Here is a 26331-nt window from a genome sequence, read left to right as displayed (position 1 = left end):
GCTCAGGCCTCCGTTCCGGTCTCAGCCGAGGTCTCCGCCGCGGGAGCGGCCTCGGTCGCGGGGGCCTCGAGAGGGGCGTCCGAGGTGCGCTCGCGACGGCCGCCGCCACGGGGGCCACGGTCGCCACGCTCGCCACGGTCACCGCGCGGGCCACGGGCCGGGCGCGGGGCCTGGGTCGCCTGCTCGCGGGCGAACTCCTTCTCGGTGACGTCGCCCTTGTAGACCCACACCTTCACGCCGATGCGGCCGAAGGTCGTGCGGGCCTCGAAGAAGCCGTAGTCGATGTTCGCGCGGAGCGTGTGCAGCGGCACACGACCCTCGCGGTAGAACTCCGTGCGGCTCATCTCCGCGCCGCCGAGGCGGCCGGAGACCTGCACCCGGATGCCCTTGGCACCCGCGCGCTGGGCCGACTGGATGCCCTTGCGCATCGCGCGACGGAACGACACGCGGCTCGCGAGCTGCTCGGCGATGCCCTGGGCGACCAGCTGAGCCTCGATCTCGGCGTTCTTGACCTCGAGGATGTTCAGCTGGACCTGCTTGCCCGTGAGCTTCTCGAGCTCGCCGCGGATGCGGTCGGCCTCCGCGCCACGACGCCCGATGACGATGCCCGGGCGGGCGGTGTGGATGTCGACGCGGACGCGGTCACGCGTGCGCTCGATCTCGACCTTCGCGATGCCGGCGCGCTCGAGACCCGTGCTCATGAGCTTGCGGATCTGCACGTCCTCGCGGACGTAGTCGCGGTACCGCTGACCCGGCTTCGTCGAGTCGGCGAACCAGCGCGACCGGTGGTCGGTGGTGATGCCCAGGCGGTACCCGAGCGGGTTGACCTTCTGTCCCACTATCGGGTCCGTCCCTTCGTCTCGCGCTCCGCGACGACCACGGTGATGTGGCTCGTGCGCTTGAGGATCTGGCTGGCCCGCCCCTGCGCCCGCGGACGGAACCGCTTGAGCGTCGGCCCCTCGTCCACGAACACCTCGGCGACGTAGAGGTTCGCCTCGTCGAGCCGCTCGCTGTTGCGCTTGGCCCCCTCGACCGCGTTCGCGATCGCGGACTGCACCGTCTTGAGGACGGGCTCGGCGGCGGCCTGCGGCGCGAACTTCAGCACCGCCACGGCCTCCCCGGCCTGCTTGCCACGGATGAGGTCCACGACGCGCCGGGCCTTCTGGGGCGTGACGCGGACGAACCGCGCCTTCGCCTTGGCTTCCATTGTGTCCTGCCTTCTTGTCTCTGCCGTCAGGGCGTCACACGCTGACCGAGGTCAGCGGCGACGGCCCTTCCGGTCGTCCTTCTCGTGGCCGCGGAACGTCCGCGTCGGAGCGAACTCGCCGAGCTTGTGCCCGACCATCGACTCCGTGACGAACACCGGCGCGTGCTTGCGCCCGTCGTGCACCGCGAACGTGTGGCCCAGGAAGTCCGGGGTGATGACCGAACGGCGGGACCACGTCTTGATGACGTTCTTCGTACCGGCCTCGTTCTGAGCGTCGACCTTCTTCTGGAGGTGGCCGTCGACGAACGGGCCCTTCTTGAGGCTGCGAGGCATCTCGGGCTCCTATCAGCGCTTCTTGCCGGTGCGCCGACGGCGCACGATGAGCTTGTCGCTCGGCTTGTTCGGACGACGGGTGCGGCCCTCAGGCTGACCCCACGGGCTGACCGGGTGGCGACCACCGGAGGTCTTGCCCTCACCACCACCGTGCGGGTGGTCGATCGGGTTCATCGCGACACCGCGGACGGTGGGGCGCTTGCCCTTCCACCGCATGCGGCCGGCCTTGCCCCAGTTGATGTTCGACTGCTCGGCGTTGCCGACCTCGCCGACCGTGGCGCGGCAGCGCAGGTCGACGTTGCGGATCTCGCCGGACGGCATGCGCAGCTGCGCGTACGGGCCGTCCTTCGCGACGAGCTGCACGGACGCACCGGCCGAGCGCGCGATCTTCGCACCGCCGCCGGGCCGCAGCTCGATGGCGTGGATGACCGTACCGGTCGGGATGTTGCGCAGCGGCAGGTTGTTGCCGGGCTTGATGTCGGCGCCGGGGCCGTTCTCGATGACGTCACCCTGCGACAGCTTGTTCGGCGCGATGATGTAGCGCTTCTCGCCGTCGGCGTAGTGCAGGAGCGCGATGCGCGCCGTGCGGTTGGGGTCGTACTCGATGTGCGCGACCTTGGCGGGCACGCCGTCCTTGTCGTGACGACGGAAGTCGATGACGCGGTACGCACGCTTGTGACCGCCACCCTGGTGGCGCGTGGTCACACGACCGGTGGAGTTGCGGCCACCCGTCTTGTGCAGCGGGCGGACCAGCGACTTCTCCGGCGTGGAGCGCGTGATCTCGACGAAGTCGGCGACCGACGAGCCACGGCGGCCCGGCGTCGTCGGCTTGTACTTACGGATTCCCATGAGTCCTCAGATCCTTCCGGGCCGCTCAGCCGACCGGTCCGCCGAAGATGTCGATCGTGCCCTCGCGGAGGGTGACGATCGCACGCTTCGTGTCCTTGCGGCGGCCGATGCCGAACCGGGTCCGACGGGCCTTGCCCTGGCGGTTCGCGGTGTTGACCGACTCGACCTTCACGCCGAACACCTGCTCGACGGCGATCTTGATCTCGGTCTTGTTGGCGCGCGGGTCGACGAGGAAGGTGTACTTCCCCTCGTCCAGAAGGCCGTAGCTCTTCTCGGACACGACCGGCGCGATCAGGATGTCGCGGGGGTCCTTGCCGACGGTGGTCACTTCGTCTCCTCCTCGGCGGCCTCGGACTCGCTCGCCACGGCCTTGGCACCCTTGGCGGGGCCGGCCAGGAACGCGTCGAGGGCGCCCTGCGTGAACACGACGTCGTCAGAGATCAGCACGTCGTAGGTGTTGAGCTGGTCGGCGACCAGCAGGTGCACCCGCTCGACGTTCCGCAGCGACTTCCACGTGATCTCGTCCTGACGCTCGACGACGACCAGCACGTTCTTGCGGCCCGACAGGTTGTCGAGGACGGCGAGAGCGGACTTCGTCGACGGCGCCGTGCCCGGGGCGAAGCCCGAGACGACGTGCACGCGGCCGGCACGGGCGCGGTCCGAGAGAGCACCGCGGAGCGCCGCGGCCTTCATCTTCTTCGGGGTGCGCTGCGTGTAGTCGCGCGGCGTGGGGCCGTGCACGACGCCACCACCGGCGAACTGCGGAGCACGCGTCGAACCCTGGCGGGCGCGACCGGTGCCCTTCTGCTTGTACGGCTTCTTGCCGCCACCGCGGACCTCACCACGCGTCTTGGTGTCGTGGGTGCCCTGGCGCGCCGCGGCGAGCTGGGCGACGACGACCTGGTGGATCAGCGGGACGTTGGTCTGCACGTCGAAGACGTCCGCGGGCAGCTCGGCCTGGCCGGCCTTCTTGCCCTGCGGGTCGAGGACGTCGACCGTCAGCGTGTCGCTCATGGAGGTCACGCACCCTTCACAGCGGAACGCACGACGACGACGCCACCCTTGGGGCCGGGAACGGCACCCTTGACGAGCAGGAGACCCCGCTCGGCGTCGACCGCGTGCACGGTCAGGTTCTGGGTGGTCTGACGGGCGTTGCCCATCCGACCGGCCATGCGCAGGCCCTTGAACACGCGCGACGGCGTCGACGCGCCACCGATCGAGCCCGGCTTGCGGTGGTTGCGGTGCGAACCGTGGGACGCGCTCACGCCGGCGAAGCCGTGGCGCTTCATGACACCGGCGGTGCCCTTGCCCTTGGTCGTCCCGATGACGTCGACGAGCTGGCCGGCCTCGAAGGCGGCGGCCGTGAGCTCCTGACCGAGCGTGAACTCGGCGGCGTCCGACGTACGGATCTCGGCCACGTGCCGGCGCGGCGTGACGCCGGCCTTCTCGAAGTGGCCCTTGAGCGGCTTGGTGACCTTGGTCGGCTTGATCTCGCCGAAGGCGAGCTGCACAGCGGCGTAGCCGTCGGTCTCAGCGGAGCGGACCTGCGTCACGACGTTGGTGCCGACCGCAACCACGGTGACGGGCACGAGACGACCGTTGTCGTCCCAGAGCTGCGTCATGCCGAGCTTGGTGCCGAGCAGCGCCGTGACGGGGCGCGCGTTCTGCTGGGTAACCATGAAGATCAGTTCCTTCCCAGCGTCAGAGCTTGATCTCGATGTTCACGTCCGCAGGCAGGTCGAGACGCATGAGCGAGTCGACGGCCTTCGGCGTGGGGTCGATGATGTCGATCAGCCGCTTGTGCGTGCGCATCTCGAAGTGCTCGCGGCTGTCCTTGTACTTGTGGGGCGACCGGATGACGCAGAAGACGTTCTTCTCCGTCGGCAGCGGCACCGGACCCACGACCGACGCACCAGCGCGAGTCACCGTGTCGACGATCTTGCGCGCCGAGCTGTCGATGACCTCGTGGTCGTAGGACTTGAGCCGGATGCGGATCTTCTGTCCCGCCATGGCGTCGTCTACTTCTCTCTCTTCGAACCGGTCCGTCCGACCCCCGCACTCGGGCGTGTCGCTTTTCGCGACGCACCTCTGCGCTGCGTACCGTCTCCGGCACGAGGTCGGTGGTTGTAGTCGAGCGTCCACCTCCGGGTGACCCCGGGGTCCGGACGCTCTCCACGTCTGTCTGCCCTGCCGGTCGGGCGCACGTAGGCACACCACCCCCAGCGGGCAACTTGTACAGTCTGCCAGACGGACCGCGGATACTCCAATCGCGCTCCGCTGTGCGCTCCCCCACAGCACGCCGGCCAGTACGGTTCGGCGCATGACCTCACCGCTGCTCGGGCGCACCGCCGTCGCGCTCGCCGCCGTCCTCACCCTTGCCGCCTGCACCGCCGGGACGCCCGCCGCGACGACGTCCGCCTCAGCCACGGCGGCGACGACGTCTGCACCCGCCCCGGCGGCCTCGCCCACGCCGACGCCCACCGCGAGCACGCCTGCCGAGCCGGCGCCCGCACCGTCGGCCACCGTCCGGCCCGGCGACCCGTGCGACCCGGCCGCGGGCGACCCCGACTGCACGGACGCGACCGTCGACGGCACGTTCCGGCACGTGGAGGGCTACGCCGACTGCGTCGCCAGCTTCGGCGACGACGAGGCGTACGGCCTGTGCCAGGACCTCGACGGCGACGGCGAGGCGATGTACCCCGACTCCCACTGACGCCGTCCGGGGCACCGCCGCCGCGGACGGCGAAGGGCCCGGGAGCCGAAGCTCCCGGGCCCTTCGTGCAGCGATCAGCCCCGAGGGGCGGGGATCACTTGAGGATCTTCGTGACCCGGCCCGAGCCGACGGTGCGGCCACCCTCGCGGATGGCGAAGCCGAGGCCCTCCTCCATGGCGATGGGCTGGATGAGGTTCACGTGGATCTCGGTGTTGTCACCGGGCATGACCATCTCGGTGCCCTCGGGCAGCGTGATGACACCGGTGACGTCCGTCGTCCGGAAGTAGAACTGCGGACGGTAGTTGCCGTAGAACGGGTTGTGACGGCCGCCCTCGTCCTTGGCCAGGATGTAGACCTGGCCCTCGAACTCGGTGTGCGGCGTGATCGAACCCGGCTTGACGACGACCTGGCCGCGCTCGACCTCCTCGCGCTTCGTGCCGCGCAGGAGCAGACCGACGTTCTCGCCGGCCTCGGCGTAGTCGAGCAGCTTGCGGAACATCTCGACGCCGGTGACCGTGGTCTTGATCGCCTTCTCCTTGATGCCGACGATCTCCACCTCCTCGTTCACCTTGAGCTGACCGCGCTCGACACGGCCGGTGACGACGGTGCCACGACCGGTGATCGTGAAGACGTCCTCGATCGGCATGAGGAACGGCTTGTCGATGTCGCGGACCGGGTCCGGGACGTTCTCGTCGACCGCGTCCAGCAGGTCCTCGACGGACTTGACCCAGACCGGGTCGCCCTCGAGGGCCTTGAGGCCGGAGACGCGCACGACCGGGACGTCGTCGCCCGCGAAGCCCTGCGAGGAGAGGAGCTCGCGCACCTCGACCTCGACGAGCTCGAGGATCTCCTCGTCGTCCACGACGTCGGACTTGTTGAGCGCGACGAGCAGGTAGGGCACGCCGACCTGACGGGCGAGCAGGACGTGCTCACGCGTCTGGGCCATCGGGCCGTCCGTCGCGGCGACCACGAGGATGGCGCCGTCCATCTGCGCCGCACCCGTGATCATGTTCTTGATGTAGTCGGCGTGACCCGGAGCGTCGACGTGCGCGTAGTGGCGCTTCTCCGTCTGGTACTCGACGTGCGCGATGTTGATCGTGATACCGCGCTGCTTCTCCTCCGGCGCCTTGTCGATCTCGTCGAACGGCGTGAAGGGGTTCAGGTCCGGGTACTTGTCGTGCAGCACCTTCGAGATCGCGGCGGTCAGCGTCGTCTTGCCGTGGTCGACGTGACCGATGGTCCCGATGTTGACGTGCGGCTTGGTCCGCTCGAACTTCGCCTTGCCCACTGGGTGTCCTCCTCAGGACTTGGTAGAGAGTGCCCGTCTGCGGCTACCGGGACGGTAGTCGCGAGGCGTGCGGTCCTACGGGTCGGTTTGTGTGATGGAACTACAGGTGTCGACCTGTGGGACTACTCGCCCCGGGTCTTCTTGATGATCTCGTCGGCAACGTTCCGAGGAACCTCGGCGTAGCTGTCGAACTGCATCGAGTACACCGCACGACCCTGGGTCTTCGACCGCAGGTCACCGACGTACCCGAACATCTCGGAGAGAGGAACCTGGGCGCGGATCACCTTCACGCCCGTCGCGTCCTCCATGGACTGGATCATGCCGCGGCGCGAGTTGATGTCGCCGATGACGTCACCCATGTAGTCCTCGGGGGTGCGGACCTCGACGGCCATGACCGGCTCCAGGAGGACCGGGTCGGCCTTGCGGACCGCTTCCTTGAGGATCATCGAGCCGGCGATCTTGAACGCCATCTCCGAGGAGTCGACGTCGTGCGACGCGCCGTCGAGCAGGATCGCCTTGACGCCCACGAGCGGGAAGCCGGCGAGCACGCCGAGCTGCATCGCGCTCTGGATGCCGGCGTCGACCGACGGGATGTACTCGCGCGGGATGCGGCCACCGGTGACCTTGTTCTCGAACTCGTACAGCTCGCCCTCGGCGGGGTCCAGCGGCTCGAAGGTCATCTGGACCTTCGCGTACTGGCCCGAGCCACCGGTCTGCTTCTTGTGCGTGTAGTCGATCTTCTCCACCGAGCGGCGGATGGTCTCGCGGTACGCGACCTGCGGCTTGCCGACGTTCGCCTCGACCTTGAACTCGCGACGCATGCGGTCGACGAGGATGTCGAGGTGGAGCTCGCCCATGCCGCCGATGACGGTCTGGCCGGTCTCCTCGTCGAGCTTGACCCGGAACGTCGGGTCCTCCTCGGCGAGCTTCTGGATGGCCGTGGAGAGCTTCTCCTGGTCACCCTTCGTCTTGGGCTCGATGGCCACGTCGATGACGGGCTCCGGGAAGGTCATCGACTCGAGGACCACCGGCGCCGCCGGGTCCGTCAGGGTGTCACCGGTGGTGACGTCCTTCAGGCCGATGAAGGCGTAGATGTGGCCCGCGGTCGCGTCCTCGACCGGGTTCTCCTTGTTGGAGTGCATCTGGAAGAGCTTCCCGATGCGCTCCTTCTTGCCCTTCGTCGAGTTGAGCACCTGGGCGCCCTGCGAGACCTTGCCCGAGTACACGCGGACGTAGGTCAGCTTGCCGAAGAACGGGTGCGCGGCGACCTTGAAGGCCAGCGCGGAGAACGGCTCCGTCGCGTCGGGGTGACGCTCGATGACGACCTCGGGGTCCTTGGCGTCGTGGCCCTCGACCGCCGGGACGTCCAGGGGCGTCGGCAGGTAGTCGATGACGGCGTCGAGCATGGGCTGCACGCCCTTGTTCTTGAACGCCGAGCCGCACAGGACCGGGTAGGCCTGCGAGGCGACCGTGAGCTTGCGGATGCCCGCCTTGATCTCGGCGGTCGTCAGCTCCTCGCCACCGAGGAACTTCTCGAGCAGCTCGTCGTCGGTCTCGGCGACGGCCTCGAGGAGCTCGGCGCGGTACTGCTGCGCCTTCTCCTGCAGGTCGGCCGGGATGTCCTCGATCTCGTACTTCTCGCCGAGGGCCGTCTCGCCGCGCCACACCAGGGCGCGCATCTCGACGAGGTCCACGACGCCGACGAAGTCGCTCTCCGAGCCGATCGGCAGCTGGATGACCAGCGGCTTGGCCTTGAGGCGGTCGACGATCGTCTTCACCGTGAAGTAGAAGTCCGCACCGAGCTTGTCCATCTTGTTGACGAAGCAGATGCGCGGCACGTCGTACTTGTCGGCCTGGCGCCACACCGTCTCGGACTGGGGCTCGACGCCCTCCTTGCCGTCGAACACGGCGACCGCACCGTCGAGGACGCGCAGCGAGCGCTCCACCTCGACCGTGAAGTCCACGTGGCCGGGCGTGTCGATGATGTTGATCTGGTTGTTCTTCCAGTAACAGGTCGTCGCGGCCGACGTGATCGTGATGCCGCGCTCCTGCTCCTGCTCCATCCAGTCCATCGTCGACGCGCCGTCGTGCGTCTCACCGATCTTGTAGTTGACCCCGGTGTAGAACAGGATCCGCTCGGTGGTGGTGGTCTTGCCGGCATCGATGTGCGCCATGATGCCGATGTTGCGGACCTTCGTCAGGTCCGTCAGCACGTCCAGTGCCACGTGAGTTGCCCCTTGTCGGTTGGCTTGTGGTGGTGCCGCCGCCCCGCCCGCACCTGCTGAGCAGCACGGACGGGGCGCGGCGACCGGCTGGGATTACCAGCGGTAGTGCGCGAACGCCTTGTTGGACTCGGCCATCTTGTGCATGTCCTCGCGGCGCTTGACCGCGGCACCCAGGCCGTTCGAGGCGTCCAGGATCTCGTTCATGAGGCGCTCGGTCATCGTCTTCTCGCGACGGGCGCGCGAGTAGTCGGTGAGCCAGCGCAGGGCCAGGGTCGTCTGGCGCACGGGGCGCACCTCGACCGGGACCTGGTACGTGGCACCGCCGACGCGACGCGAGCGGACCTCGAGCGAGGGGCGCACGTTGTCGAGCGCGCGCTTGAGCACGACGACCGGGTCGCCCTGCGTCTTCTCGCGCACGCCCTCGAGGGCGCCGTAGACGATCGACTCCGCGACGGACTTCTTGCCGTCGAGGAGGACCTTGTTGATCAGCTGCGTGACGACCGGCGACCCGTAGACCGGGTCGGAGATCAGCGGCCGCTTCGGGGCCGGACCCTTACGAGGCATCAGCCCACCTTCTTCGCGCCGTAGCGGCTACGCGCCTGCTTGCGGTTCTTGACGCCCTGCGTGTCGAGGGCGCCACGGACGATCTTGTAGCGGACACCCGGGAGGTCCTTCACACGGCCGCCGCGGACGAGCACGATCGAGTGCTCCTGCAGGTTGTGGCCGACACCGGGGATGTACGCGGTGACCTCGACCTGGCTCGAGAGACGCACGCGGGCCACCTTGCGGAGGGCCGAGTTCGGCTTCTTCGGGGTCGTGGTGTAGACGCGGGTGCACACACCGCGTCGCTGGGGGCTGCCCTTGAGGGCCGGCGTCTTCGACTTGTTCGTCTTCGCCTGCCGGCCCTTGCGGACCAGCTGCTGGATCGTAGGCACTACGTCTCCGTCTGTTGGATGAGCTCTGGTCGACCGGACCCCGTCACCCTGGACGGCCGGCAAGCTGGGGGTCGTCGCCCGTCGCGCGACTACGTCCCGTGGTCTGGAGTCCCGCACCGACCCCCGCGCCCGGGCGTGTCGCCCCGGTCTTCCGCGGCGCTTCCCGTCCGGTGTTCCGTGACGGAGGTGACGCGGTGGAGGGGGAACCACCCGGTGCTCCCGGCCCGCTCCCCCGCGTCAGCGAGGGGTACGTCCGAGTGCACGCATGAGGGCCCGACGGCGCGGGCACGGTGTCCTACGTTACCTGGGCGCCTCCGGAGCGTCAAAGAGACGGCCCTCACCCACGCTACGCGATCCTCGTCGGGCCGCACGCGGGGCAGGAACCGGCTCCCCGCTCCCGCGACGCCCGAGGGGGCCCACCGCGGACGGTGGACCCCCTCGGGTCGACGGGACGCCTCGACGTCAGCGGAAGTCGCCGAAGTCGATGTCCTCGAGCGGGATCGCCTCGCCGGAGCCGAGGCCCAGGGCGGGGAAGTCGATCTCGTCGTAGCCGAAGGTCGGGTACAGCTCGGCCTTCGCCTCCTCGGTGGGCTCGACCGCGATGTTCCGGTAGCGGGGCAGACCCGTGCCGGCCGGGATGAGCTTGCCGAGGATGACGTTCTCCTTGAGGCCCAGGAGCGGGTCGGAACGACCCGACATCGCGGCCTCGGTGAGGACGCGCGTCGTCTCCTGGAAGGAGGCCGCCGACAGCCACGAGTCGGTCGCGAGCGACGCCTTCGTGATGCCCATGAGCTCGGGACGGCCCGACGCCGGCTGGCCACCCTCGGACACGGCCTTGCGGTTCGCGTCCTCGAACCGGCTGCGCTCGGCGAGCTCGCCGGGCAGCAGGTCCGTGGTGCCGGAGTCGAGGACCGTCACGCGCCGCAGCATCTGCCGCACGATGACCTCGATGTGCTTGTCGTGGATGTCCACGCCCTGCGAGCGGTAGACCTCCTGCACCTCGTCGACCAGGTGCTTCTGCGTGGCACGCGGGCCGAGGATGCGCAGCACCTTCTTCGGGTCGACCGCACCCTGGACCAGCTGGGTGCCGACCGCGACGTGGTCGCCGTCGTTGACCAGCAGGCGCGAGCGCTTCGTGATCGGGTAGGCGATCTCCTCCGAGCCGTCGTCCGGCGTGAGGACGATGCGCCGCGAGCGGTCACCCTCCTCGATCGCGATGCGGCCCGAGAACTCCGCGATGGGCGCCTCACCCTTGGGGGTGCGGGCCTCGAAGAGCTCCTGGACACGCGGCAGACCCTGCGTGATGTCGTCCGCCGAGGCCACACCACCGGTGTGGAACGTGCGCATCGTCAGCTGGGTGCCGGGCTCACCGATCGACTGGGCCGCGATGATGCCGACGGCCTCACCGATGTCGACGAGCTTGCCCGTCGCGAGCGAACGGCCGTAGCACTTCGCGCACGTGCCGACGCGCGACTCGCAGGTGAGCACGGAGCGCACCTTGAGCGTGTCGACGCCCGACTCGAGCAGGCGGTCCAGCAGCACGTCGCCGACGTCGTCACCGGCGTGGCCGATGAGCTCGCCGTCGACCTCGATGTCCGTCGCCAGCGTGCGCGAGTAGACGCTCGTCTCGACCTTGTCGTGACGACGCAGGCCGTCGCCGGCCGGGATGCCGATCGGCATCGTCAGGCCGCGCTCGGTGCCGCAGTCCTCCTCGCGGACGATGACGTCCTGCGAGACGTCCACCAGACGACGCGTCAGGTAGCCCGAGTCGGCGGTCCGCAGAGCGGTGTCCGCCAGACCCTTGCGGGCGCCGTGCGTCGCGATGAAGTACTCGAGGACGGACAGGCCCTCGCGGTAGTTCGCCTTGATCGGGCGCGGGATGATCTCGCCCTTCGGGTTGGCGACCAGACCACGCATGCCCGCGATCTGGCGGACCTGCATCCAGTTGCCTCGCGCGCCCGAGCCGACCATGCGGTACACCGTGTTGCGGGCAGGGAAGTTCTCCTGCATCGCCTTGGCGACCTTGTCCGTGGCCTGGGTCCAGATCTCGATGAGCTCCTGACGGCGCTCGTCGTCCGTGATCAGACCCTTGTCGTACTGGCCCTGGACCTTGGCGGCCCGCGCCTCGTGCTCCTCGAGGATGTCCTTCTTCGCGGCCGGGGTCGCGACGTCGGAGATCGAGATCGTCACGCCGGAACGCGTCGCCCAGCGGAAGCCGGCCTCCTTGAGCGCGTCGAGGGACGCCGCGACGGCGACCTTCGGGTAGCGCTCGGCGAGGTCGTTGACGATCGCCGAGAGGCGCTTCTTGTCGACGACGCCGTTCTCGTACGGGTAGTCGACCGGCAGCAGCTCGTTGAAGAGCGCACGGCCGAGCGTCGTCTCGAACAGCAGCGGCTCGCCCTCGGTCCAGCCCTCGGGCGCGTCCGCCTCCGACAGCACGAGGTCGTCGAAGCGGATCTTGACGACCGCGTTGAGGTCCAGCGTGCCCTGGTCGAACGCCATGATCGCCTCGGACACCGAGCTGAACGCCCGGCCCGCGCCCTCCGGGTCCTCCTTGTCGGAGGTCAGGTGGAACAGGCCGATGATCATGTCCTGCGAGGGCATGGTCACCGGACGGCCGTCCGACGGCTTGAGGATGTTGTTGCTCGACAGCATGAGGATGCGGGCCTCGGCCTGCGCCTCCGCGCTCAGGGGCAGGTGGACGGCCATCTGGTCGCCGTCGAAGTCCGCGTTGAACGCGGCGCACACGAGCGGGTGCAGGTGGATCGCCTTGCCCTCGACGAGCTGCGGCTCGAACGCCTGGATGCCCAGACGGTGCAGCGTGGGTGCGCGGTTCAGCAGCACCGGGTGCTCGGTGATGACCTCCTCGAGCACGTCCCACACGACCGGGCGGGCGCGCTCGACCATCCGCTTGGCGGACTTGATGTTCTGCGCGTGGTTGAGGTCCACGAGCCGCTTCATGACGAACGGCTTGAAGAGCTCGAGCGCCATCTGCTTCGGCAGGCCGCACTGGTGCAGCTTGAGCTGCGGGCCGACGACGATGACCGAACGGCCCGAGTAGTCGACGCGCTTGCCGAGCAGGTTCTGGCGGAACCGGCCCTGCTTGCCCTTGAGCATGTCGGAGATCGACTTCAGCGGCCGGTTGCCGGGGCCCGTGACCGGGCGACCACGACGGCCGTTGTCGAACAGCGAGTCCACGGCCTCCTGGAGCATCCGCTTCTCGTTGTTGACGATGATCTCCGGCGCGCCCAGGTCCAGGAGCCGCTTGAGGCGGTTGTTCCGGTTGATGACGCGGCGGTACAGGTCGTTCAGGTCCGACGTGGCGAAGCGGCCACCGTCGAGCTGGACCATCGGGCGCAGGTCCGGCGGGATGACCGGGACCGCGTCGAGGACCATGCCCGTCGGCGAGTTGCTCGTCGTGAGGAACGCGTTGACGACCTTCAGACGCTTGAGGGCACGCGTCTTGCGCTGGCCCTTGCCCGTCTTGATGATCTCGCGCAGGTTGTCGGACTCCGCCTCCAGGTCGAACGCCTCGAGACGCTTCTGGATCGCCGCGGCGCCCATCGAGCCCTCGAAGTAGTTGCCGTAGCGGTCCTGCAGCTGGCGGTAGAGCAGCTCGTCGCCCTCGAGGTCCGCGACCTTGAGGTTCTTGAACCGGTCCCACACCGTCTCGAGGCGCTCGAGCTCCGCGTCCGCGCGCTTGCGGATCTGGGCCATCTCGCGCTCGGCCGAGTCGCGGACCTTGCGGCGCGCGTCGGCCTTGGCACCCTCGGCCTCGAGCTCGGCCAGGTCGGACTCGAGCTTGAGCGCGCGGGCGTTGATGTCGTTGTCGCGGCGGTCCGCGATCTCCTTCTTCTCCAGGTCGATCTCGTTCTGGAGGTTCGGGAGGTCCTCGTGACGGCCCTCCTCGTCGACCCACGTGATCATGTAGGCCGCGAAGTAGATGACCTTCTCGAGGTCCTTGGGCGCCAGGTCGAGCAGGTAGCCCAGGCGCGACGGCACACCCTTGAAGAACCAGATGTGCGTGACCGGCGCGGCCAGCTCGATGTGGCCCATGCGCTCACGGCGCACCTTCGAGCGCGTCACCTCGACGCCGCAGCGCTCGCAGATGATGCCCTTGAAGCGGACACGCTTGTACTTGCCGCAGTAGCACTCCCAGTCCCGGGTGGGACCGAAGATCTTCTCGCAGAAGAGACCGTCCTTCTCCGGCTTCAGGGTCCGGTAGTTGATGGTCTCGGGCTTCTTCACCTCGCCGTGCGACCAGGCACGGATGTCGTCGGCCGTGGCCAGGCCGATGCGCAGCTCGTCGAAGACGTTGACGTCGAGCAAGGGGTCCTACTTCCTTCGCTTGCCGGGTCGTGCCCGGCGGACGGAATGGTGCAAGGGGTGCGGGCGCTGCCGCGGGCGGTCGGGACCGCCCGCGGCAGGCTCGGCGTCAGATCTCTTCGATGCTGCTGGCGTTGGGGCGACGCGACAGGTCGATGCCGAGCTCCTCCGCGGCGCGGTAGACCTCGTCGTCGTTCTCCTTCATGTCGATGGACACGCCGTCGGACGACAGCACCTCGACGTTCAGGCAGAGCGACTGCATCTCCTTGAGGAGGACCTTGAAGGACTCCGGGATGCCCGAGTCGGGGATGTTCTCGCCCTTGACGATGGCCTCGTAGACCTTCACGCGGCCCGGCACGTCGTCGGACTTGATGGTGAGGAGCTCCTGGAGCGTGTAGGCGGCGCCGTACGCCTCGAGGGCCCACACCTCCATCTCGCCGAACCGCTGACCGCCGAACTGCGCCTTACCACCCAGCGGCTGCTGCGTGATCATCGAGTACGGGCCGGTCGAGCGGGCGTGGATCTTGTCGTCGACCAGGTGGTGCAGCTTGAGGATGTACATGTAGCCGACCGCGACCGGGTCCGGGAACGGCTCGCCGGAGCGGCCGTCGAACAGGCGCGCCTTGCCGTCCTGCTGCACGGTGCGCTCGCCGTCACGGTTCGGCAGCGTCGAGCCGAGCAGACCCGTGAGGGTCTCCTCCGGCACGCCGTCGAACACCGGCGTCGCGACCGGGTTGCCGGCCGGCGACTTCGCGGCGACCGCCGGGACGCCCTCGCGCCACGACACGTCACCCTCGGCCAGCTCGATGTCCCAGCCCTGCTTCGCGACCCACCCGAGGTGCGTCTCGAGGACCTGCCCGACGTTCATACGACCGGGCACACCCAGCGGGTTGAGCACGACGTCGACCGGCGTGCCGTCCGCGAGGAACGGCATGTCCTCGACGGGGAGGATCTTCGAGATGACGCCCTTGTTGCCGTGACGACCGGCGAGCTTGTCGCCGTCCGTGATCTTGCGGCGCTGCGCGATGTACACGCGGACCAGCTCGTTCACGCCGGCGGGCAGCTCGTCGCCGTCCTCGCGGCTGAACGTGCGCACCTCGATGACCGTGCCGGACTCGCCGTGCGGCACCTTGAGCGACGTGTCGCGGACCTCGCGCGCCTTCTCGCCGAAGATCGCGCGGAGCAGACGCTCCTCGGGGGTCAGCTCGGTCTCGCCCTTCGGGGTGACCTTGCCGACGAGGATGTCGCCCGCCGCGACCTCGGCGCCGATGCGGATGATGCCGCGCTCGTCGAGGTCCGCGAGGACCTCCTCGGAGACGTTCGGGATGTCCCGCGTGATCTCCTCGGGGCCGAGCTTGGTGTCGCGCGCGTCGACCTCGTGCTCCTCGATGTGGATCGAGGACAGCACGTCGTCCTGCACGAGGCGCTGCGACAGGATGATCGCGTCCTCGTAGTTGTGGCCCTCCCACGACATGAACGCGACGAGCAGGTTGCGGCCGAGCGCGAGCTCGCCCTCGTCCGTCGCCGGGCCGTCCGCGAGCACCGAGCCGACCTCGACGCGCGCGCCGGTGTCGACCAGCACGCGCTGGTTGTAGGACGTGCCCTGGTTCGAGCGGCGGAACTTCGCCACGCGGTACGTCGACGTGGTCGCGTCGTCGTTGGCGGTGACGATGAGGTCCGCCGACACCTCCGTGACGACACCCGGCTTCGTCGCGACGATGACGTCGCCCGCGTCGACCGCCGCACGACGCTCCATGCCGGTGCCGACGAGCGGCGCCTCGGAGCGGACCAGCGGCACGGCCTGGCGCTGCATGTTGGCGCCCATGAGGGCACGGTTCGCGTCGTCGTGCTCGAGGAACGGGATCAGGGCCGTCGCGACCGACACCATCTGGCGCGGGGAGACGTCCATGTAGTCGATGTTCTCGCCGGTGACGTACTCGATCTCGCCGCCCTTGACGCGGACGAGGACGCGGTCCTCCTCGAACGTGCCGTCCTCGAGGAGCGGCGCGTTCGCCTGCGCGATGACGTGACGGTCCTCGTCGTCGGCCGTGAGGTAGTGCACCTCGTCGGTCACGCGGCCGTCGACGACCTTGCGGTAGGGCGTCTCGACGAAGCCGAACGGGTTGATCCGCCCGAACGACGCGAGCGAGCCGATGAGGCCGATGTTCGGACCCTCAGGGGTCTCGATCGGGCACATGCGGCCGTAGTGCGACGGGTGGACGTCGCGGACCTCCATGCCGGCGCGGTCGCGGGACAGACCACCCGGGCCGAGGGCCGACAGACGCCGCTTGTGCGTCAGGCCCGCGAGCGGGTTGTTCTGGTCCATGAACTGCGACAGCTGGCTCGTCCCGAAGAACTCCTTGATGGAGGCGACGACGGGACGGATGTTGATGAGCGTCTGCGGCGTGATGGCCTCGACGTCCTGCGTCGTCATGCGCTCGCGCACGACGCGCTCCATCCGGGACAGGCCCGTGCGGACCTGGTTCTGGATGAGCTCGCCGACCGCACGGATGCGGCGGTTGCCGAAGTGGTCGATGTCGTCCGTCTCGACGCGGATCTCGATCGCCTCGCCGGCCCGCGTGCCGGGCAGCGTGGGCAGGTCGATGTGCAGCGACGCGAGGTACTTGATCGTCGCGACGACGTCCGCGAGCGTCAGGACCGAGTCCGCGAGGGGCGCGTCCTGGCCGAGCTTCTTGTTCAGCTTGTAGCGGCCGACCTTCGCCAGGTCGTAGCGCTTGGGGTTGAAGTAGAAGTTCTCGATGAGCGCGCGGCCGGCCTCGACGGTCGGCGGCTCGCCCGGGCGGATCTTGCGGTAGAGGTCGAGCAGCGCCTCGTCCTGCGTCTGGACGTGGTCCTTCTCGAGCGTCTCGATGACGGCCGGGTACGCGGCGAACTCCTCGCGGATCTCCGCCTCGGTCATGCCCAGCGCCTTGAGCAGGACGGTCGCGTTCTGCTTGCGCTTGCGGTCGACGCGGACGCCGACGTTGTCGCGCTTGTCGATCTCGAACTCGAGCCACGCGCCACGGCTCGGGATGACCTTGGCCGTGAGGATGTCCTTGTCGGACGTCTTGTCGGCCATGCGCTCGAAGTACACGCCGGGCGACCGGACGAGCTGCGAGACGACGACGCGCTCGGTGCCGTTGATGATGAACGTGCCGCGCTCCGTCATGAGCGGGAAGTCGCCCATGAAGACCGTCTGGCTCTTGATCTCACCGGTCGTGTAGTTGACGAACTCGGCGGTGACGAACAGCGGCGCCGCGTACGTGAAGTCCTTCTCCTTGCACTCCTCGGCCGTGTACTTCGGCGGCTCGAAGCGGTGCTCGCGGAACGAGAGGGACATGGACCCGCCGAAGTCCTCGATCGGCGAGATCTCCTCGAAGATCTCCTCCAGCCCGGCCGTCTCGGGGACGTCCTGGCGGCCGGCCTCGAGGGCGGCGGCCACGCGGGCCTGCCAGCGCTCGTTGCCGAGCAGCCAGTCGAAGCTCTCGGTCTGCAGACCGAGCAGGTCGGGGACCTCGAGCGGCTCGTGGATCTTGGCGAAGGAGATGCGACGGGATGCGGTGCGGTTCGCGATGGCGTCAGCGGTCGGTGCAGAAGGGGTGCGCGAGGCAGCCAAGAGGGGTCCTTCCCTGCGGATCGTGTGCACGCTGCGCAGGTCAGGCGGGGCGCGATCCCCCGGCCGTGCGAGCTGCGGAACCGTCGCGCACGTACGACGTCCACTGCTCGGGTTATACGGGATCGCGGGCACAGGCCAGCGCAAAGCGCTAGCATACTCAACCGGCATGGGAAAGTCCACCCGGCGTCGACCGACGACCGAGGCCTCGACGCCGTCGTCGACACCCTTCCCTTGCCCTGCTCGATACGGGCGGCTCCGCCCGCACGACGACCCCGTTGTCGCCGCCGCACATGGTGGCACACGTCACCCGCCACGCGAAAGCCGGGCAGGTCGGACAGCGGATCCCGGCCACCGTCGACCCCGCCACCGGCCCGCCCCGGAGCGCCACGACGGGCCTGTGCACGGCCCCGTGGGGCACGACGAAGGCCGCACCCCCGTCGCGGGGATGCGGCCTTCGTGCGGAGCGCCTCCGGCAGCCCAGGGCCGCCGGAGTCAGATCACTTGAGGGTGACCGTGGCGCCGGCGCCCTCGAGCTGCGCCTTCGCCTTCTCGGCGGCCTCCTTGTTGACACCCTCCAGGACGGCCTTGGGGGCCTCGTCCACCAGGTCCTTGGCCTCCTTCAGGCCGAGGGACGTGAGGGCGCGCACCTCCTTGATGACCTGGATCTTCTTGTCACCGGCGGCCTCGAGGACGACGTCGAACGAGTCCTTCTCCTCCTCGGCCTCGACCTCGGCCGCGCCACCACCGGCGGCGGGGGCCGCGACGGCGACGGGGGCGGCGGCGGTGACCTCGAAGACCTCCTCGAAGGCCTTCACGAACTCGGAGAGCTCGATGAGGGTGAGGCCCTTGAACTGCTCGATGAGCTCGTCGGTGCTGAGCTTCGCCATGATGGCGTTCCTTTCGTCGGGTGCCCGGTCAGCCGCTGCGGCTGCCGAAGCAGATGTGGGGGTGTGCGCGACGCGAGGCCGCCCCGGGGACCGGGACGGTCAGGCGGCAGCGCCTTCCGACTCCTGCTTCTGACGCAGGGCATCGATGACACGGGCGGCCTGGGCGGTGTTCGCGGTGAAGACGTACGCAGCCTGGTAGAGCTTCGCCTTCATCGCACCGGCCGCCTTGGCCAGGAGCACCTCGCGGGACTCGAGGTCCGCGAGCTTCGTGACCTCCGCAGCGGTCAGGGCGCGTCCCTCGAGGACACCGCCCTTGATGACCAGTGCGGGGTTCGCCTTGGCGAAGTCACGCAGACCCTTCGCGGCCTCGACCGGGTCGCCGGTGACGAAAGCGATCGCCGACGGGCCCGCAAGCGCGTCGTCGAGGCCCGTCAGGCCGGCGTCCTTGGCCGCGATCGCGGTCAGCGTGTTCTTCACCACGGCGTAGGTTGCGTTGCCGCTGAGCGCCTTGCGCAGAGTCTTGAGCTGCGCGACGGTGAGCCCGCGGTACTCGGTCAGCACGGCCGCGTTGGACTCACGGAACCGGTCCGTGAGCTCTGCGACAGCGGCTGCCTTGTCCGGCCTCGCCATGGCAATCCTTCCGATGGTGGTGCCGCCGGTGTCCAGGTCCCGCACAAAAGAAAGAGCCCCGCGCAGGCGCGGGGCTCGACATCGGGATCGGCGTGGCCGTTCCGTCCGGGAACTCTCACCTGCGCTGGCCTCCGCTGCTGCGGGACTTCGGTCGAGGTCACGGAACGCGACGCCGACGACCGGCGGTCTTGGGCCCCACAAGACTACGGCACGCCCGCCGCGGGCCCAAATCGCGCCTCAGACCGGTGCGCCGAAGCACATCAGCGGTGCGACCTCCCCCGTGCGCTGCGCGTCCCTCTCGACCGCCGCCGCGACCGCGCGCGCCACCGGGACGCCGTCGCGCAGCAGCGCGTGCACGTGCGTCATGACACGCATCGCCGTCTCGTCCGGCAGCGGGGCGATCGCCGCGACGACGCAGCCCACGCCCCGGCGCAGCAGCACGCTCGCCATGCCCAGGGCCTCACCGCCCGCACGCACGCTCGCGCGGCCCACCTCGCACGACGAGAGCACCACCAGGTCCGGCGTGCGGCCCCCCGCGTCGAGCTCGTGCGCGAACAGCGGGCCGTCCGCCAGGCGCACCGACGAGAACAGCGGGTTGTCCGGCTCGTGCCGGCCGTGCGCCGCGAGGTGGACGATCCCCGGCGACCCGAGCAGCTCGATCATCCGCGCGACCGTCGCGTCCGCGCCCACGACCGACCGGCCCTGCGGCCACGCGGCCCCGACCTCGCGCGCCTCGTCGTCGGCGTGCCGCAGGCCCGGTCCCGCGACCGCCGTGACCTGCTCGGGCACCTCCGGCGCCGTCCCCGCGTACCGGGCCCAGTGGTGCACCGACGGGGCGACCACCGTCGCTCGGCCCCGACGCGGGCCGAGCATCGACCACGGCAGCGCCCCCAGCCAGCCCGTCGCCACGACCACCAGCTCGTCCGGCGCGTCCAGCACCGGCGCCAGGCGGGACTCGAGCGACGCCGTGCCGTGCGCGAGGGACCGGTGCGCCACGTCGCGCAGCTCGGCCGGGACCAGGGGGTTCGCCGTCACCTCGAGGTCCGCGTGCACGCGCCGCACGAGCTCGGCGACGTCGGACGCCTCCCCCAGCTCGTGCAGGACCGCGCCTCGCGCCGAGAACGTCACCGCGAGGAGCCGGCCCCCGTGCACCCCGATGTCGACCAGGACGCTGCCCGGCCGTGCCGCGAGCACGCGGCGCACGTCCGCCGCGCGCCCGGGACGCTCGTCGCCCGCCTGTCCCCGCTCGTGCCACGAGCGGGCGAGGATCTCGTGCTTGAGCCGCTGCGCCTCCCGGAACGCCCGCGAGCGCACCGGGTCCGCGCTCGCGCGGCCGATCACGCCGCGCGAGTCGTCGATGAGCCGCCGCAGCTGCGACAGCAGGGCCGCGGACTCCGGGTCGCTCGGCGGGTTGACGCGCGGGGTGCCGCCGATCACCGCGCGCACCCGCTCGGCCGCGTCCAGCACCGCCGCCGGCCGGCCCGTCGCGAGCGCGAGCTCGATGTCGAGGGACGCCAGCGCACGCCCGTGCACCGCACCCGCCGTCCGCAGGTCCAGGGAGCCGAACCGCGAGCGGTGCAGCGCCAGGTCCCGCTGACCCGCGTGCACGAACCGCACGGCCCGCGACCGCTCGCCCGCCGCGAGCGCGAGCTTGGCGCGCAGCCAGCGGCCGTGCAGCCGCACCGCGATCGGGTCGCTCCCCCGCACCGTGCCCAGCTCGTCCAGCAGCACGCCCGGCGCGTCCAGCGCCCCCCGGGCCAGGTCCGCCTCGATCCGCACGTACGCCGCCCCGACCTCCCAGCCCGTGCGGCCCGTCGCCCGGCACGTCGCCTCGAGCCGCGCCGCGCGCCGCGCGAGCCCCGCCCACAGCGCGCGCGTGCGCGGGTCGTCCGCCGGCGCCTGCGCGAACGCGACCGCGTCCACCTGCAGCGCGAGCAGGTCGGCCCGCACGACCCACGCGTCCTCCCGGCGGCGGCGGAACCGGCGCGCGGCCGACGCCGCGAACCCACGAGCCGCGACGACGTCGCCGCGCAGCAGCGCGCACTCCGCGCGGCCCAGCTCGCACTCCGCGACGTCCCGCACGCGGCGGTGCTGCTCGAACAGCGCCGCCGCCTGCTCGAGCGTCTGGTCCGCGACCCCGACCAGGCCCGCCTCCAGCAGCACGCGGGCACGGTCGAGCAGGGCCGTCGGGCGCGGCGGTCCGGGCAGGATGCGTGCCGCCGCCTCCATCCGGGCCAGCGCCTCCGGCAGGTTCCCCGCGACGAAGTCCAGGTAGCCGAGGTTGTGCTCCGCCTTGAACGTCAGCAGCTCGAACCCCGCCCGGCGCGCGCGGCGCGCGCACTCCGCGTAGTCCGCGCGGGACAGCGCGACGTGGTGCATGTCCGTGTGCAGCACACCCCGGTTGAGCAGCACGCGGCACGCGTCGATGGGGTCGGCGTCGTCGATCGACGCGACCGCCTCGTCCAGCCAGTGCAGCGCCTCGTGCTGACGGCCCGCACGCAACGCCAGCAGTCCGCGCAGCCCCGCGACCGCCGGGACCAGGCCCGGCCAGCCGCGCACCGGGTCGCGCTCGTGCTCCACGAGCATCGCGTCGAGCTCGTCGAGCGCAGGGCCCGGTGCCCCCCGCGTCTCGAAGTCCGCCTTCGCGAGCTCGACCAGCGCGCGCCCGCGCAGCCGGGCCACGTCCGGGCTGCGTGTCAGCCCCGACAGCTCGTGCAGGAGCGGGCGCAGCCGTCGGCGGGCACGCGTCGGCCTCCCCTCGGCGTTCTCGGTCTCGGCGCGCGCCAGCGCCTCTCCGAGGACGACGAGGGAGGGCGGCCCGGCCGCCGCCGGGCCGCCCTGCTCCGACATCTGCGCTACAGCTCGATCTGCGGTGTCACGATCGGGACCCGCGGGTCCGACGGGCGTCGCAGGACCAGGCGCGCCGGGCCCCGCTCGACCTCGGAGAACGAGAACCGGCCGTCGACGTCCGACGTCACCGTCGTCACGTCACCCGACTGGTGCAGCTCCACCGCGAGCTCCGCGGCCGGGGCCGCCCAGCCGTCGACGCGCACGCGACCCGCCTCCGGGTGGACCGAGATCATCACGGTCAGCACGTCCGTCGTGAACGTGATCGTGCCGGCCTCGATGCTCGTCTCGTCGGCGCGGACCGCGAGCGCCGGGTCACCGACGAGGTGCAGCTCGGCGAGCTCGGCGTGCAGGGCCTCGATCGTCAGTGCCATGCCGATCCGGTCCACGAGGCCCGCAGGCACCGGGTCCGAGGTGTCCACGAGAGCCGCGAGACGGGTGAGGATCTCGAGGTCCGCGACGTCCAGGGGACCGGCCGCCACCATGGCGAGGGTGCTCTCGTCGGTGCTCATGACAGGCTCCAGGCGGGGTCGTCGGACAGGGCGAGGCGGAGCTTGGCGAGGCAACGGCCGCGGGTCGGGCCGATGCTCCCGACCGGCATGCCGAGCGCCCGTGACACGACCGTGTAGTCCGGCCGGTCCACGAGCGCCACCAGCCCGAGCAGACGCCGGCAGCGGTCCGGCAGGCTCGCGACGTGCTCCCACAGCACCCGGTCCCGCTCCGAACGGAGCGCGACGGTGTCCGGCCGGTCGTCGGCCGGGGCCGACAGCCAGTCCGTCACGTGCTCGTCGTGCTCGTGCCGGACGAGGTCCTCCCGCGTGCGTCGCACGGCCCGCCACGCCGCGCGCTTCGCCGTCACCAGCATCCACTGGAGCGTCGCGCGCGGGTCGCGGATGGACTCGATGTCCCGCACGAGCGTGAGCCACACGTTCTGCACCAGGTCCTGCGCCTGCTCCGCGTCCACGCCCTGGGCGCGGACCGTGTGCCACAGCAACGGCGTCATGACCTGCACCAGCGCGGCGAGCGGCGCCCGGTCCCCCTCGCGGTAGGCGACCACCGCACGGGCAGCCTGGTCGGCCAGCCCCTCACCCTCGCGAAGCGCGGCATCCACCGGCTCCACCAGGTCGTCACTCATCATGGACCCCTCACAGGCTGGCCTCGTCGGGCGGCCGCGCCCCTGACACAGTAGGGCGGCCCTGACAACCCCGACAAGGAGGACACGGGCGGACGATCGGCGCGCGCCTGCGGACGCCGCTCCCCCGTGCCGGGGTCGACGGACAGGAGCCGTCCCGACCGCTCCAGATACACGCGCCGGGAAGAAACCTGCTGCGACGTGTATCTGGGCCGCTCCCGACGGCTCCTCGCCAGCACCCGCCCGACCGACCCCCTGTGCAGCCCGCTCGTCGGGCCGCGTCCCGGTCAGCGGCGGACCGTGGTTCTCGACCATCCGAGGAGACGCAGGACATGACCGAGCAGGACAGCGCGCCCGAGCCCCTGAGCCGGGACCAGATCCGTCCCACGAAGCGCGGCCACGAGGACGCGCTCATCGCCCGCCCCGGCGTCGTGGGGGTCGACATCGGCGAGAAGTGGTCCGACGGCCGCCCCACGGGCCGTCAGGCGATCGTCGTGCACGTCGCCCGCAAGCTCGACGCGGCCGACCTGCCGGACGACCAGCGCATCCCCGCGAGCATCGACGGCGTGCCGACCGACGTCGTCGAGCACCGCGTCGTGCTGCACCAGGAGGCGACCGTCGAGGGGACGCCGACCACGCTCATGCGCGGGCGCGTCCGCCCGCTCGCCGGCGGCGTCAGCATCGGCCCCGTCGACCCCGTGACGATCCAGGGCGCGTCGTCCGCCGAGCTGCGCACCGTCAACGGCACGCTCGGCGTCGTCGTCACCGAGCGTCACACCGGCCGGGCGCTCGCGCTCACCAACTGGCACGTCGCCGCCGGCGACGGGCTCGAGGACGTCGGCAGCCGGTGGGTGCAGCCCGCCCGCGCCGACGGCGGCGGCCCCCGCGACCAGGTCGGCGTGCTCGTGCGCGGCGCCCTCACCGACCGCATCGACGCCGCGCTCGTCGCGCTCGTGCCCGGCGCCCGCTGGGTCCCGGGGATCGTCGGCATCGGCGCCGTGACCGGCTCCGCGGACGCCGTCGACGGCACGCTCGTCCGCAAGCACGGCCGCACCACGGGACTGCGCACCGGTCGCGTCGTCTCGACCGACTTCACCACGTCCGTCGACTTCGGCCCCGGCATCGGCTGGCGCACGCTGCGCGACCAGATCCGCATCGAGCCCGAGCCCGGTCAGACGTCCTTCTCCGCCGGCGGGGACTCCGGGTCCGCCGTGGTCGACGAGGACGGCAAGGTCGTCGGGCTGCTGTGGGCCGGCGAGCACGACGGCTCCTACTCCGTCGCGAACCCCATCGACGCGGTGCTCGGCACCCTCGGTGTCGACGTCGCGACCCCCGCGACCGTCCGCGCCGCCCGCGCACGGGTCGCCGCGGCAGGGCGCGCTGCGCAGGCGCAGGCCCTCTCCGGCGCGAGCGCCGCAGGCGGCCTGTTCCCGCCCGTGTCCGCCGCCTACCGCGCGCGGCGGCGACGCCGTCCCGCCGGGCAGCGTCCGTCGGCCCCCGCGGGCGGCGGACGCGTCACGGCGCCTCGGCCGACCGGCACACCCGCGGGTCCCGACGTCCGTGACGGCGGTGCCGGGGTCCGCGAGCACCGTCTGGGCGCGGCCGCGCAGCCGTTCACCGAGCCCTTCACGGAGCCGTTCACCGAACCGTTCACCGAGCCCTTCACCGAGGCGCTCGGCGCGAACCCGTTCACCGAACCCTTCACCGAGCCGTTCACCGAACCGTTCACCGAACCCTTCACCGAGCCCTTCACCGAGGCGCTCGGCGCGAACCCGTTCACCGAACCCTTCACCGAGCCGTTCACCGAACCGTTCACCGAGCCCTTCACCGAGCCCTTCACCGAGGCGCTCGGCGCGAACCCGTTCACCGAACCCTTCACGGAACCGTTCACCGAACCGTTCACCGAACCCTTCACCGAGCCCTTCACCGAGGCGCTCGGCGCGAACCCGTTCACCGAGCCGTTCACGGAACCGTTCACGGAGCCCTTCACCGAGCCGTTCACCGAACCGTTCACCGAGCCCTTCACCGAGCCCTTCACCGAGGCGCTGCTGCAGGCGTACGCGCAGGTGCACGGCCGGCAGAACGCGGCGGCCCTCGTCGCACGCGCCCGCGCCGCTGCCGCGCGCAGCCGCCGGGAGGCGTTCTGGGCCGGCTATGTCACCGCCGTCGTGCAGGGTCGGGCGCGGTAGCCGGCACCGCCGACGACCGACGAGCACACGAGGAGCCCCGACCATGACCGTCCTGGCCGAACCGCACGGCGTCGACCGCGCCCCGCTCGCCCGCGTCATCGCGCTGCGTCCGAGCACCGGCCGGCACGCCGCCGCCGGATCTCCGGAGACGGCCGGTCTGGCGCCGACGGCTCCCGTCCCGACCGTGCACCGCGCCGTGTCGGCGGGGCACGCGACGACCGCGACGGTGACGACGCTGCCGGCGTCGCCCCGTCCCGTGGGGGCGGTCGCACCCGCGGCCGCCCCCACGGGCCAGGTCACGTCGGACGCGCGCCACCGGGAGGGGGCGCACGCCGAGGTACCGGTCGCACGGTCGCTCGTGCGCGAGCTCGAGGAGGTGGCGGCCGCGATGCACGACCACGGGCCGCTCCCGAGCCTGCGGGTGGAGCTGCGCCAGCTCCTGTCCGCGTGGGGTGCGGCGCTCGTGCGGCTGCACCGCACGCCGCTGACCTCGGCCGTCCCGCTCGCCGAGCTGCCGTGGGTGCTGCGCGAGCCGCTGCCACGGTGGCTCGCCGACCTGCCCGGCGACGTCGGACCGGTGTGGGCCGCACGTGCCCACCCGGGCGTGCTGCGGGCGGTCGACGAGGCACGGCGGTCCTGGTCAGCGGTCCAGTGGACCCACGGCGACGCGACCGGCGACGAGGTCGTGGTGACCCGCAGCCGCGGCGTCGCGCGGGCGGTGCTCCTCGGCGTGGCGGACCGGTCGTCGCCCGACGGGACGCTCCCTCCCGCGCCGGCGCACCGCAGCGGACGCGGCGACCCGCGGTGGGACGTCGCGACCGCGCTCGACTGGCTCGCGCTCGCGCTCGGTCCGGCGCTCGACCCCGCGTGGGGGCTGGACCCGGTGGCGAGCTTCGTCGCGCAGTACCGCGAGCTCGGCGGGGACGCGCTCCCGACGCGCGCGACCGCCGTGGCCCGCACGCTGAGCTCCGCGGTCGAGTGGACCGCGCAGCTCACCCTCGGCGCGGAGCCCACGGACGAGGAGCGCGCGTGGCTCGTCGGGCTGTGGCAGCGACCGCTCGAGCTCGTCGCCCGGACCCGTCCGGCGTCGTCGGCGACGCGCTCGTCCTGACGTCCGCGGCGGCACGTCGCCCGGAACGACGAAGGCCCGATCC

22 protein-coding genes are annotated in these 26331 nt (G+C 71.0%); 3 read left to right on the top strand and 19 right to left on the bottom strand.

All coding sequences use genetic code 11. The features are described 5' to 3' along the window. Window positions 1–2 precede the first annotated feature (2 nt). The 8 genes from rpsC to rpsJ are packed head-to-tail and all read right to left on the bottom strand — an operon-like array spanning window position 3 to window position 4399. A complete protein-coding gene (gene rpsC, locus CELF_RS05075; protein ID WP_013770171.1) occupies window positions 3–839 on the bottom strand; it encodes a 30S ribosomal protein S3 in 837 nt (278 codons plus the stop codon). Then, window positions 839–1207 carry a 50S ribosomal protein L22 gene (rplV, locus tag CELF_RS05070; protein WP_013770170.1) on the bottom strand — a complete coding sequence of 123 codons (369 nt, stop codon included), beginning with the start codon at window positions 1205–1207 and terminating at the stop codon, window positions 839–841. The genes rpsC and rplV overlap by 1 nt, the downstream gene beginning before the upstream one ends. Before the next feature lie 51 nt (window positions 1208–1258). Continuing rightward, the gene (gene rpsS / locus CELF_RS05065; protein WP_013770169.1) at window positions 1259–1540 is read right to left on the bottom strand and encodes a 30S ribosomal protein S19; all 282 of its coding nucleotides are present in this window, start codon (window positions 1538–1540) and stop codon (window positions 1259–1261) included. 12 nt (window positions 1541–1552) lie between these two features. After that, complete coding sequence (gene rplB, locus CELF_RS05060) at window positions 1553–2389, bottom strand: 50S ribosomal protein L2 (RefSeq protein WP_013770168.1); 837 nt, start codon at window positions 2387–2389, stop codon at window positions 1553–1555. Between the two features lie 25 nt (window positions 2390–2414). Beyond that, window positions 2415–2717 carry a 50S ribosomal protein L23 gene (rplW, locus tag CELF_RS05055; RefSeq protein ID WP_013770167.1) on the bottom strand — a complete coding sequence of 101 codons (303 nt, stop codon included), beginning with the start codon at window positions 2715–2717 and terminating at the stop codon, window positions 2415–2417. Continuing rightward, a complete protein-coding gene (gene rplD / locus CELF_RS05050) occupies window positions 2714–3403 on the bottom strand; it encodes a 50S ribosomal protein L4 (RefSeq protein WP_013770166.1) in 690 nt (229 codons plus the stop codon). Before rplD ends, rplW begins: the two co-directional genes overlap by 4 nt. Before the next feature lie 5 nt (window positions 3404–3408). Then, complete coding sequence (rplC, locus tag CELF_RS05045) at window positions 3409–4068, bottom strand: 50S ribosomal protein L3 (protein WP_013770165.1); 660 nt, start codon at window positions 4066–4068, stop codon at window positions 3409–3411. A 22-nt stretch (window positions 4069–4090) separates the two neighbouring features. Then, entirely contained in the window at window positions 4091–4399 is a 309-nt protein-coding gene (rpsJ, locus tag CELF_RS05040) for a 30S ribosomal protein S10 (RefSeq protein WP_013117879.1), read from the bottom strand. A gap of 310 nt (window positions 4400–4709) precedes the next feature. Between rpsJ and CELF_RS05035 the strand changes: the two genes are divergently transcribed. After that, window positions 4710–5102 (top strand): hypothetical protein, encoded by a 393-nt coding sequence (locus tag CELF_RS05035; RefSeq protein ID WP_013770164.1) that lies wholly within the window; start codon window positions 4710–4712, stop codon window positions 5100–5102. 94 nt (window positions 5103–5196) lie between these two features. Here the strand turns inward: CELF_RS05035 and tuf are convergent, their stop codons facing one another. The 11 genes from tuf to CELF_RS04980 form a co-directional block, all read right to left on the bottom strand. After that, window positions 5197–6390 carry an elongation factor Tu gene (tuf, locus tag CELF_RS05030; RefSeq protein WP_013770163.1) on the bottom strand — a complete coding sequence of 398 codons (1194 nt, stop codon included), beginning with the start codon at window positions 6388–6390 and terminating at the stop codon, window positions 5197–5199. A gap of 122 nt (window positions 6391–6512) precedes the next feature. Continuing rightward, window positions 6513–8615, bottom strand: coding sequence for an elongation factor G (gene fusA, locus CELF_RS05025; RefSeq protein ID WP_013770162.1), 2103 nt, complete (start codon window positions 8613–8615; stop codon window positions 6513–6515). A 93-nt stretch (window positions 8616–8708) separates the two neighbouring features. After that, the gene (rpsG, locus tag CELF_RS05020) at window positions 8709–9179 is read right to left on the bottom strand and encodes a 30S ribosomal protein S7 (RefSeq protein WP_013770161.1); all 471 of its coding nucleotides are present in this window, start codon (window positions 9177–9179) and stop codon (window positions 8709–8711) included. Beyond that, a complete protein-coding gene (rpsL, locus tag CELF_RS05015; RefSeq protein WP_013770160.1) occupies window positions 9179–9550 on the bottom strand; it encodes a 30S ribosomal protein S12 in 372 nt (123 codons plus the stop codon). The genes rpsG and rpsL overlap by 1 nt, the downstream gene beginning before the upstream one ends. A 462-nt stretch (window positions 9551–10012) precedes the next feature. Continuing rightward, complete coding sequence (locus CELF_RS05010; RefSeq protein ID WP_013770159.1) at window positions 10013–13879, bottom strand: DNA-directed RNA polymerase subunit beta'; 3867 nt, start codon at window positions 13877–13879, stop codon at window positions 10013–10015. Window positions 13880–13985: 106 nt separating this feature from the next. Further along, complete coding sequence (rpoB, locus tag CELF_RS05005) at window positions 13986–17492, bottom strand: DNA-directed RNA polymerase subunit beta (RefSeq protein WP_013770158.1); 3507 nt, start codon at window positions 17490–17492, stop codon at window positions 13986–13988. 497 nt (window positions 17493–17989) lie between these two features. After that, window positions 17990–18379, bottom strand: coding sequence for a 50S ribosomal protein L7/L12 (gene rplL / locus CELF_RS05000; RefSeq protein WP_013770157.1), 390 nt, complete (start codon window positions 18377–18379; stop codon window positions 17990–17992). A gap of 99 nt (window positions 18380–18478) precedes the next feature. Next, the gene (rplJ, locus tag CELF_RS04995) at window positions 18479–19009 is read right to left on the bottom strand and encodes a 50S ribosomal protein L10 (RefSeq protein ID WP_013770156.1); all 531 of its coding nucleotides are present in this window, start codon (window positions 19007–19009) and stop codon (window positions 18479–18481) included. 237 nt (window positions 19010–19246) lie between these two features. Continuing rightward, window positions 19247–21859, bottom strand: coding sequence for a CHAT domain-containing protein (locus CELF_RS04990; protein ID WP_013770155.1), 2613 nt, complete (start codon window positions 21857–21859; stop codon window positions 19247–19249). Between the two features lie 5 nt (window positions 21860–21864). After that, window positions 21865–22368, bottom strand: coding sequence for a carboxypeptidase regulatory-like domain-containing protein (locus tag CELF_RS04985; RefSeq protein ID WP_013770154.1), 504 nt, complete (start codon window positions 22366–22368; stop codon window positions 21865–21867). Next, window positions 22365–22991, bottom strand: coding sequence for an RNA polymerase sigma factor (locus tag CELF_RS04980; RefSeq protein WP_232014306.1), 627 nt, complete (start codon window positions 22989–22991; stop codon window positions 22365–22367). Before CELF_RS04980 ends, CELF_RS04985 begins: the two co-directional genes overlap by 4 nt. Window positions 22992–23320: 329 nt before the next feature. Here CELF_RS04980 and CELF_RS19410 point away from each other — a divergent pair, with 329 nt between their 5' ends. Continuing rightward, the gene (locus CELF_RS19410) at window positions 23321–25177 is read left to right on the top strand and encodes a trypsin-like peptidase domain-containing protein (RefSeq protein WP_013770152.1); all 1857 of its coding nucleotides are present in this window, start codon (window positions 23321–23323) and stop codon (window positions 25175–25177) included. A gap of 43 nt (window positions 25178–25220) precedes the next feature. Continuing rightward, the gene (locus tag CELF_RS04970; protein ID WP_013770151.1) at window positions 25221–26288 is read left to right on the top strand and encodes a phosphotransferase family protein; all 1068 of its coding nucleotides are present in this window, start codon (window positions 25221–25223) and stop codon (window positions 26286–26288) included. Window positions 26289–26331: the final 43 nt, after the last annotated feature.

The sequence above is a fragment of the Cellulomonas fimi ATCC 484 genome (genome assembly GCF_000212695.1).
Taxonomy (GTDB): Bacteria; Actinomycetota; Actinomycetes; order Actinomycetales; family Cellulomonadaceae; genus Cellulomonas; species Cellulomonas fimi.
The sequence above is the reverse complement of the archived record's forward strand: the minus strand, read 5'-3'. Positions and strand labels throughout refer to the sequence as shown.

Bases quoted from the DNA above. Each gene is read 5' to 3' on its own strand.
- rplV (WP_013770170.1), bottom strand. From the start codon at position 1,207: ATGGAAGCCAAGGCGAAGGCGCGGTTCGTCCGCGTCACGCCCCAGAAG.
- rpsS (WP_013770169.1), bottom strand. From the start codon at position 1,540: ATGCCTCGCAGCCTCAAGAAGGGCCCGTTCGTCGACGGCCACCTCCAG.
- rplB (WP_013770168.1), bottom strand. From the start codon at position 2,389: ATGGGAATCCGTAAGTACAAGCCGACGACGCCGGGCCGCCGTGGCTCG.
- rplD (WP_013770166.1), bottom strand. From the start codon at position 3,403: ATGAGCGACACGCTGACGGTCGACGTCCTCGACCCGCAGGGCAAGAAG.
- rplC (WP_013770165.1), bottom strand. From the start codon at position 4,068: ATGGTTACCCAGCAGAACGCGCGCCCCGTCACGGCGCTGCTCGGCACC.
- rpsJ (WP_013117879.1), bottom strand. From the start codon at position 4,399: ATGGCGGGACAGAAGATCCGCATCCGGCTCAAGTCCTACGACCACGAG.
- CELF_RS05035 (WP_013770164.1), top strand. From the start codon at position 4,710: ATGACCTCACCGCTGCTCGGGCGCACCGCCGTCGCGCTCGCCGCCGTC.
- rpsG (WP_013770161.1), bottom strand. From the start codon at position 9,179: ATGCCTCGTAAGGGTCCGGCCCCGAAGCGGCCGCTGATCTCCGACCCG.
- rplL (WP_013770157.1), bottom strand. From the start codon at position 18,379: ATGGCGAAGCTCAGCACCGACGAGCTCATCGAGCAGTTCAAGGGCCTC.
- rplJ (WP_013770156.1), bottom strand. From the start codon at position 19,009: ATGGCGAGGCCGGACAAGGCAGCCGCTGTCGCAGAGCTCACGGACCGG.
- CELF_RS04990 (WP_013770155.1), bottom strand. From the start codon at position 21,859: ATGTCGGAGCAGGGCGGCCCGGCGGCGGCCGGGCCGCCCTCCCTCGTC.
- CELF_RS04985 (WP_013770154.1), bottom strand. From the start codon at position 22,368: ATGAGCACCGACGAGAGCACCCTCGCCATGGTGGCGGCCGGTCCCCTG.
- CELF_RS04980 (WP_232014306.1), bottom strand. From the start codon at position 22,991: ATGAGTGACGACCTGGTGGAGCCGGTGGATGCCGCGCTTCGCGAGGGT.
- CELF_RS19410 (WP_013770152.1), top strand. From the start codon at position 23,321: ATGACCGAGCAGGACAGCGCGCCCGAGCCCCTGAGCCGGGACCAGATC.
- CELF_RS04970 (WP_013770151.1), top strand. From the start codon at position 25,221: ATGACCGTCCTGGCCGAACCGCACGGCGTCGACCGCGCCCCGCTCGCC.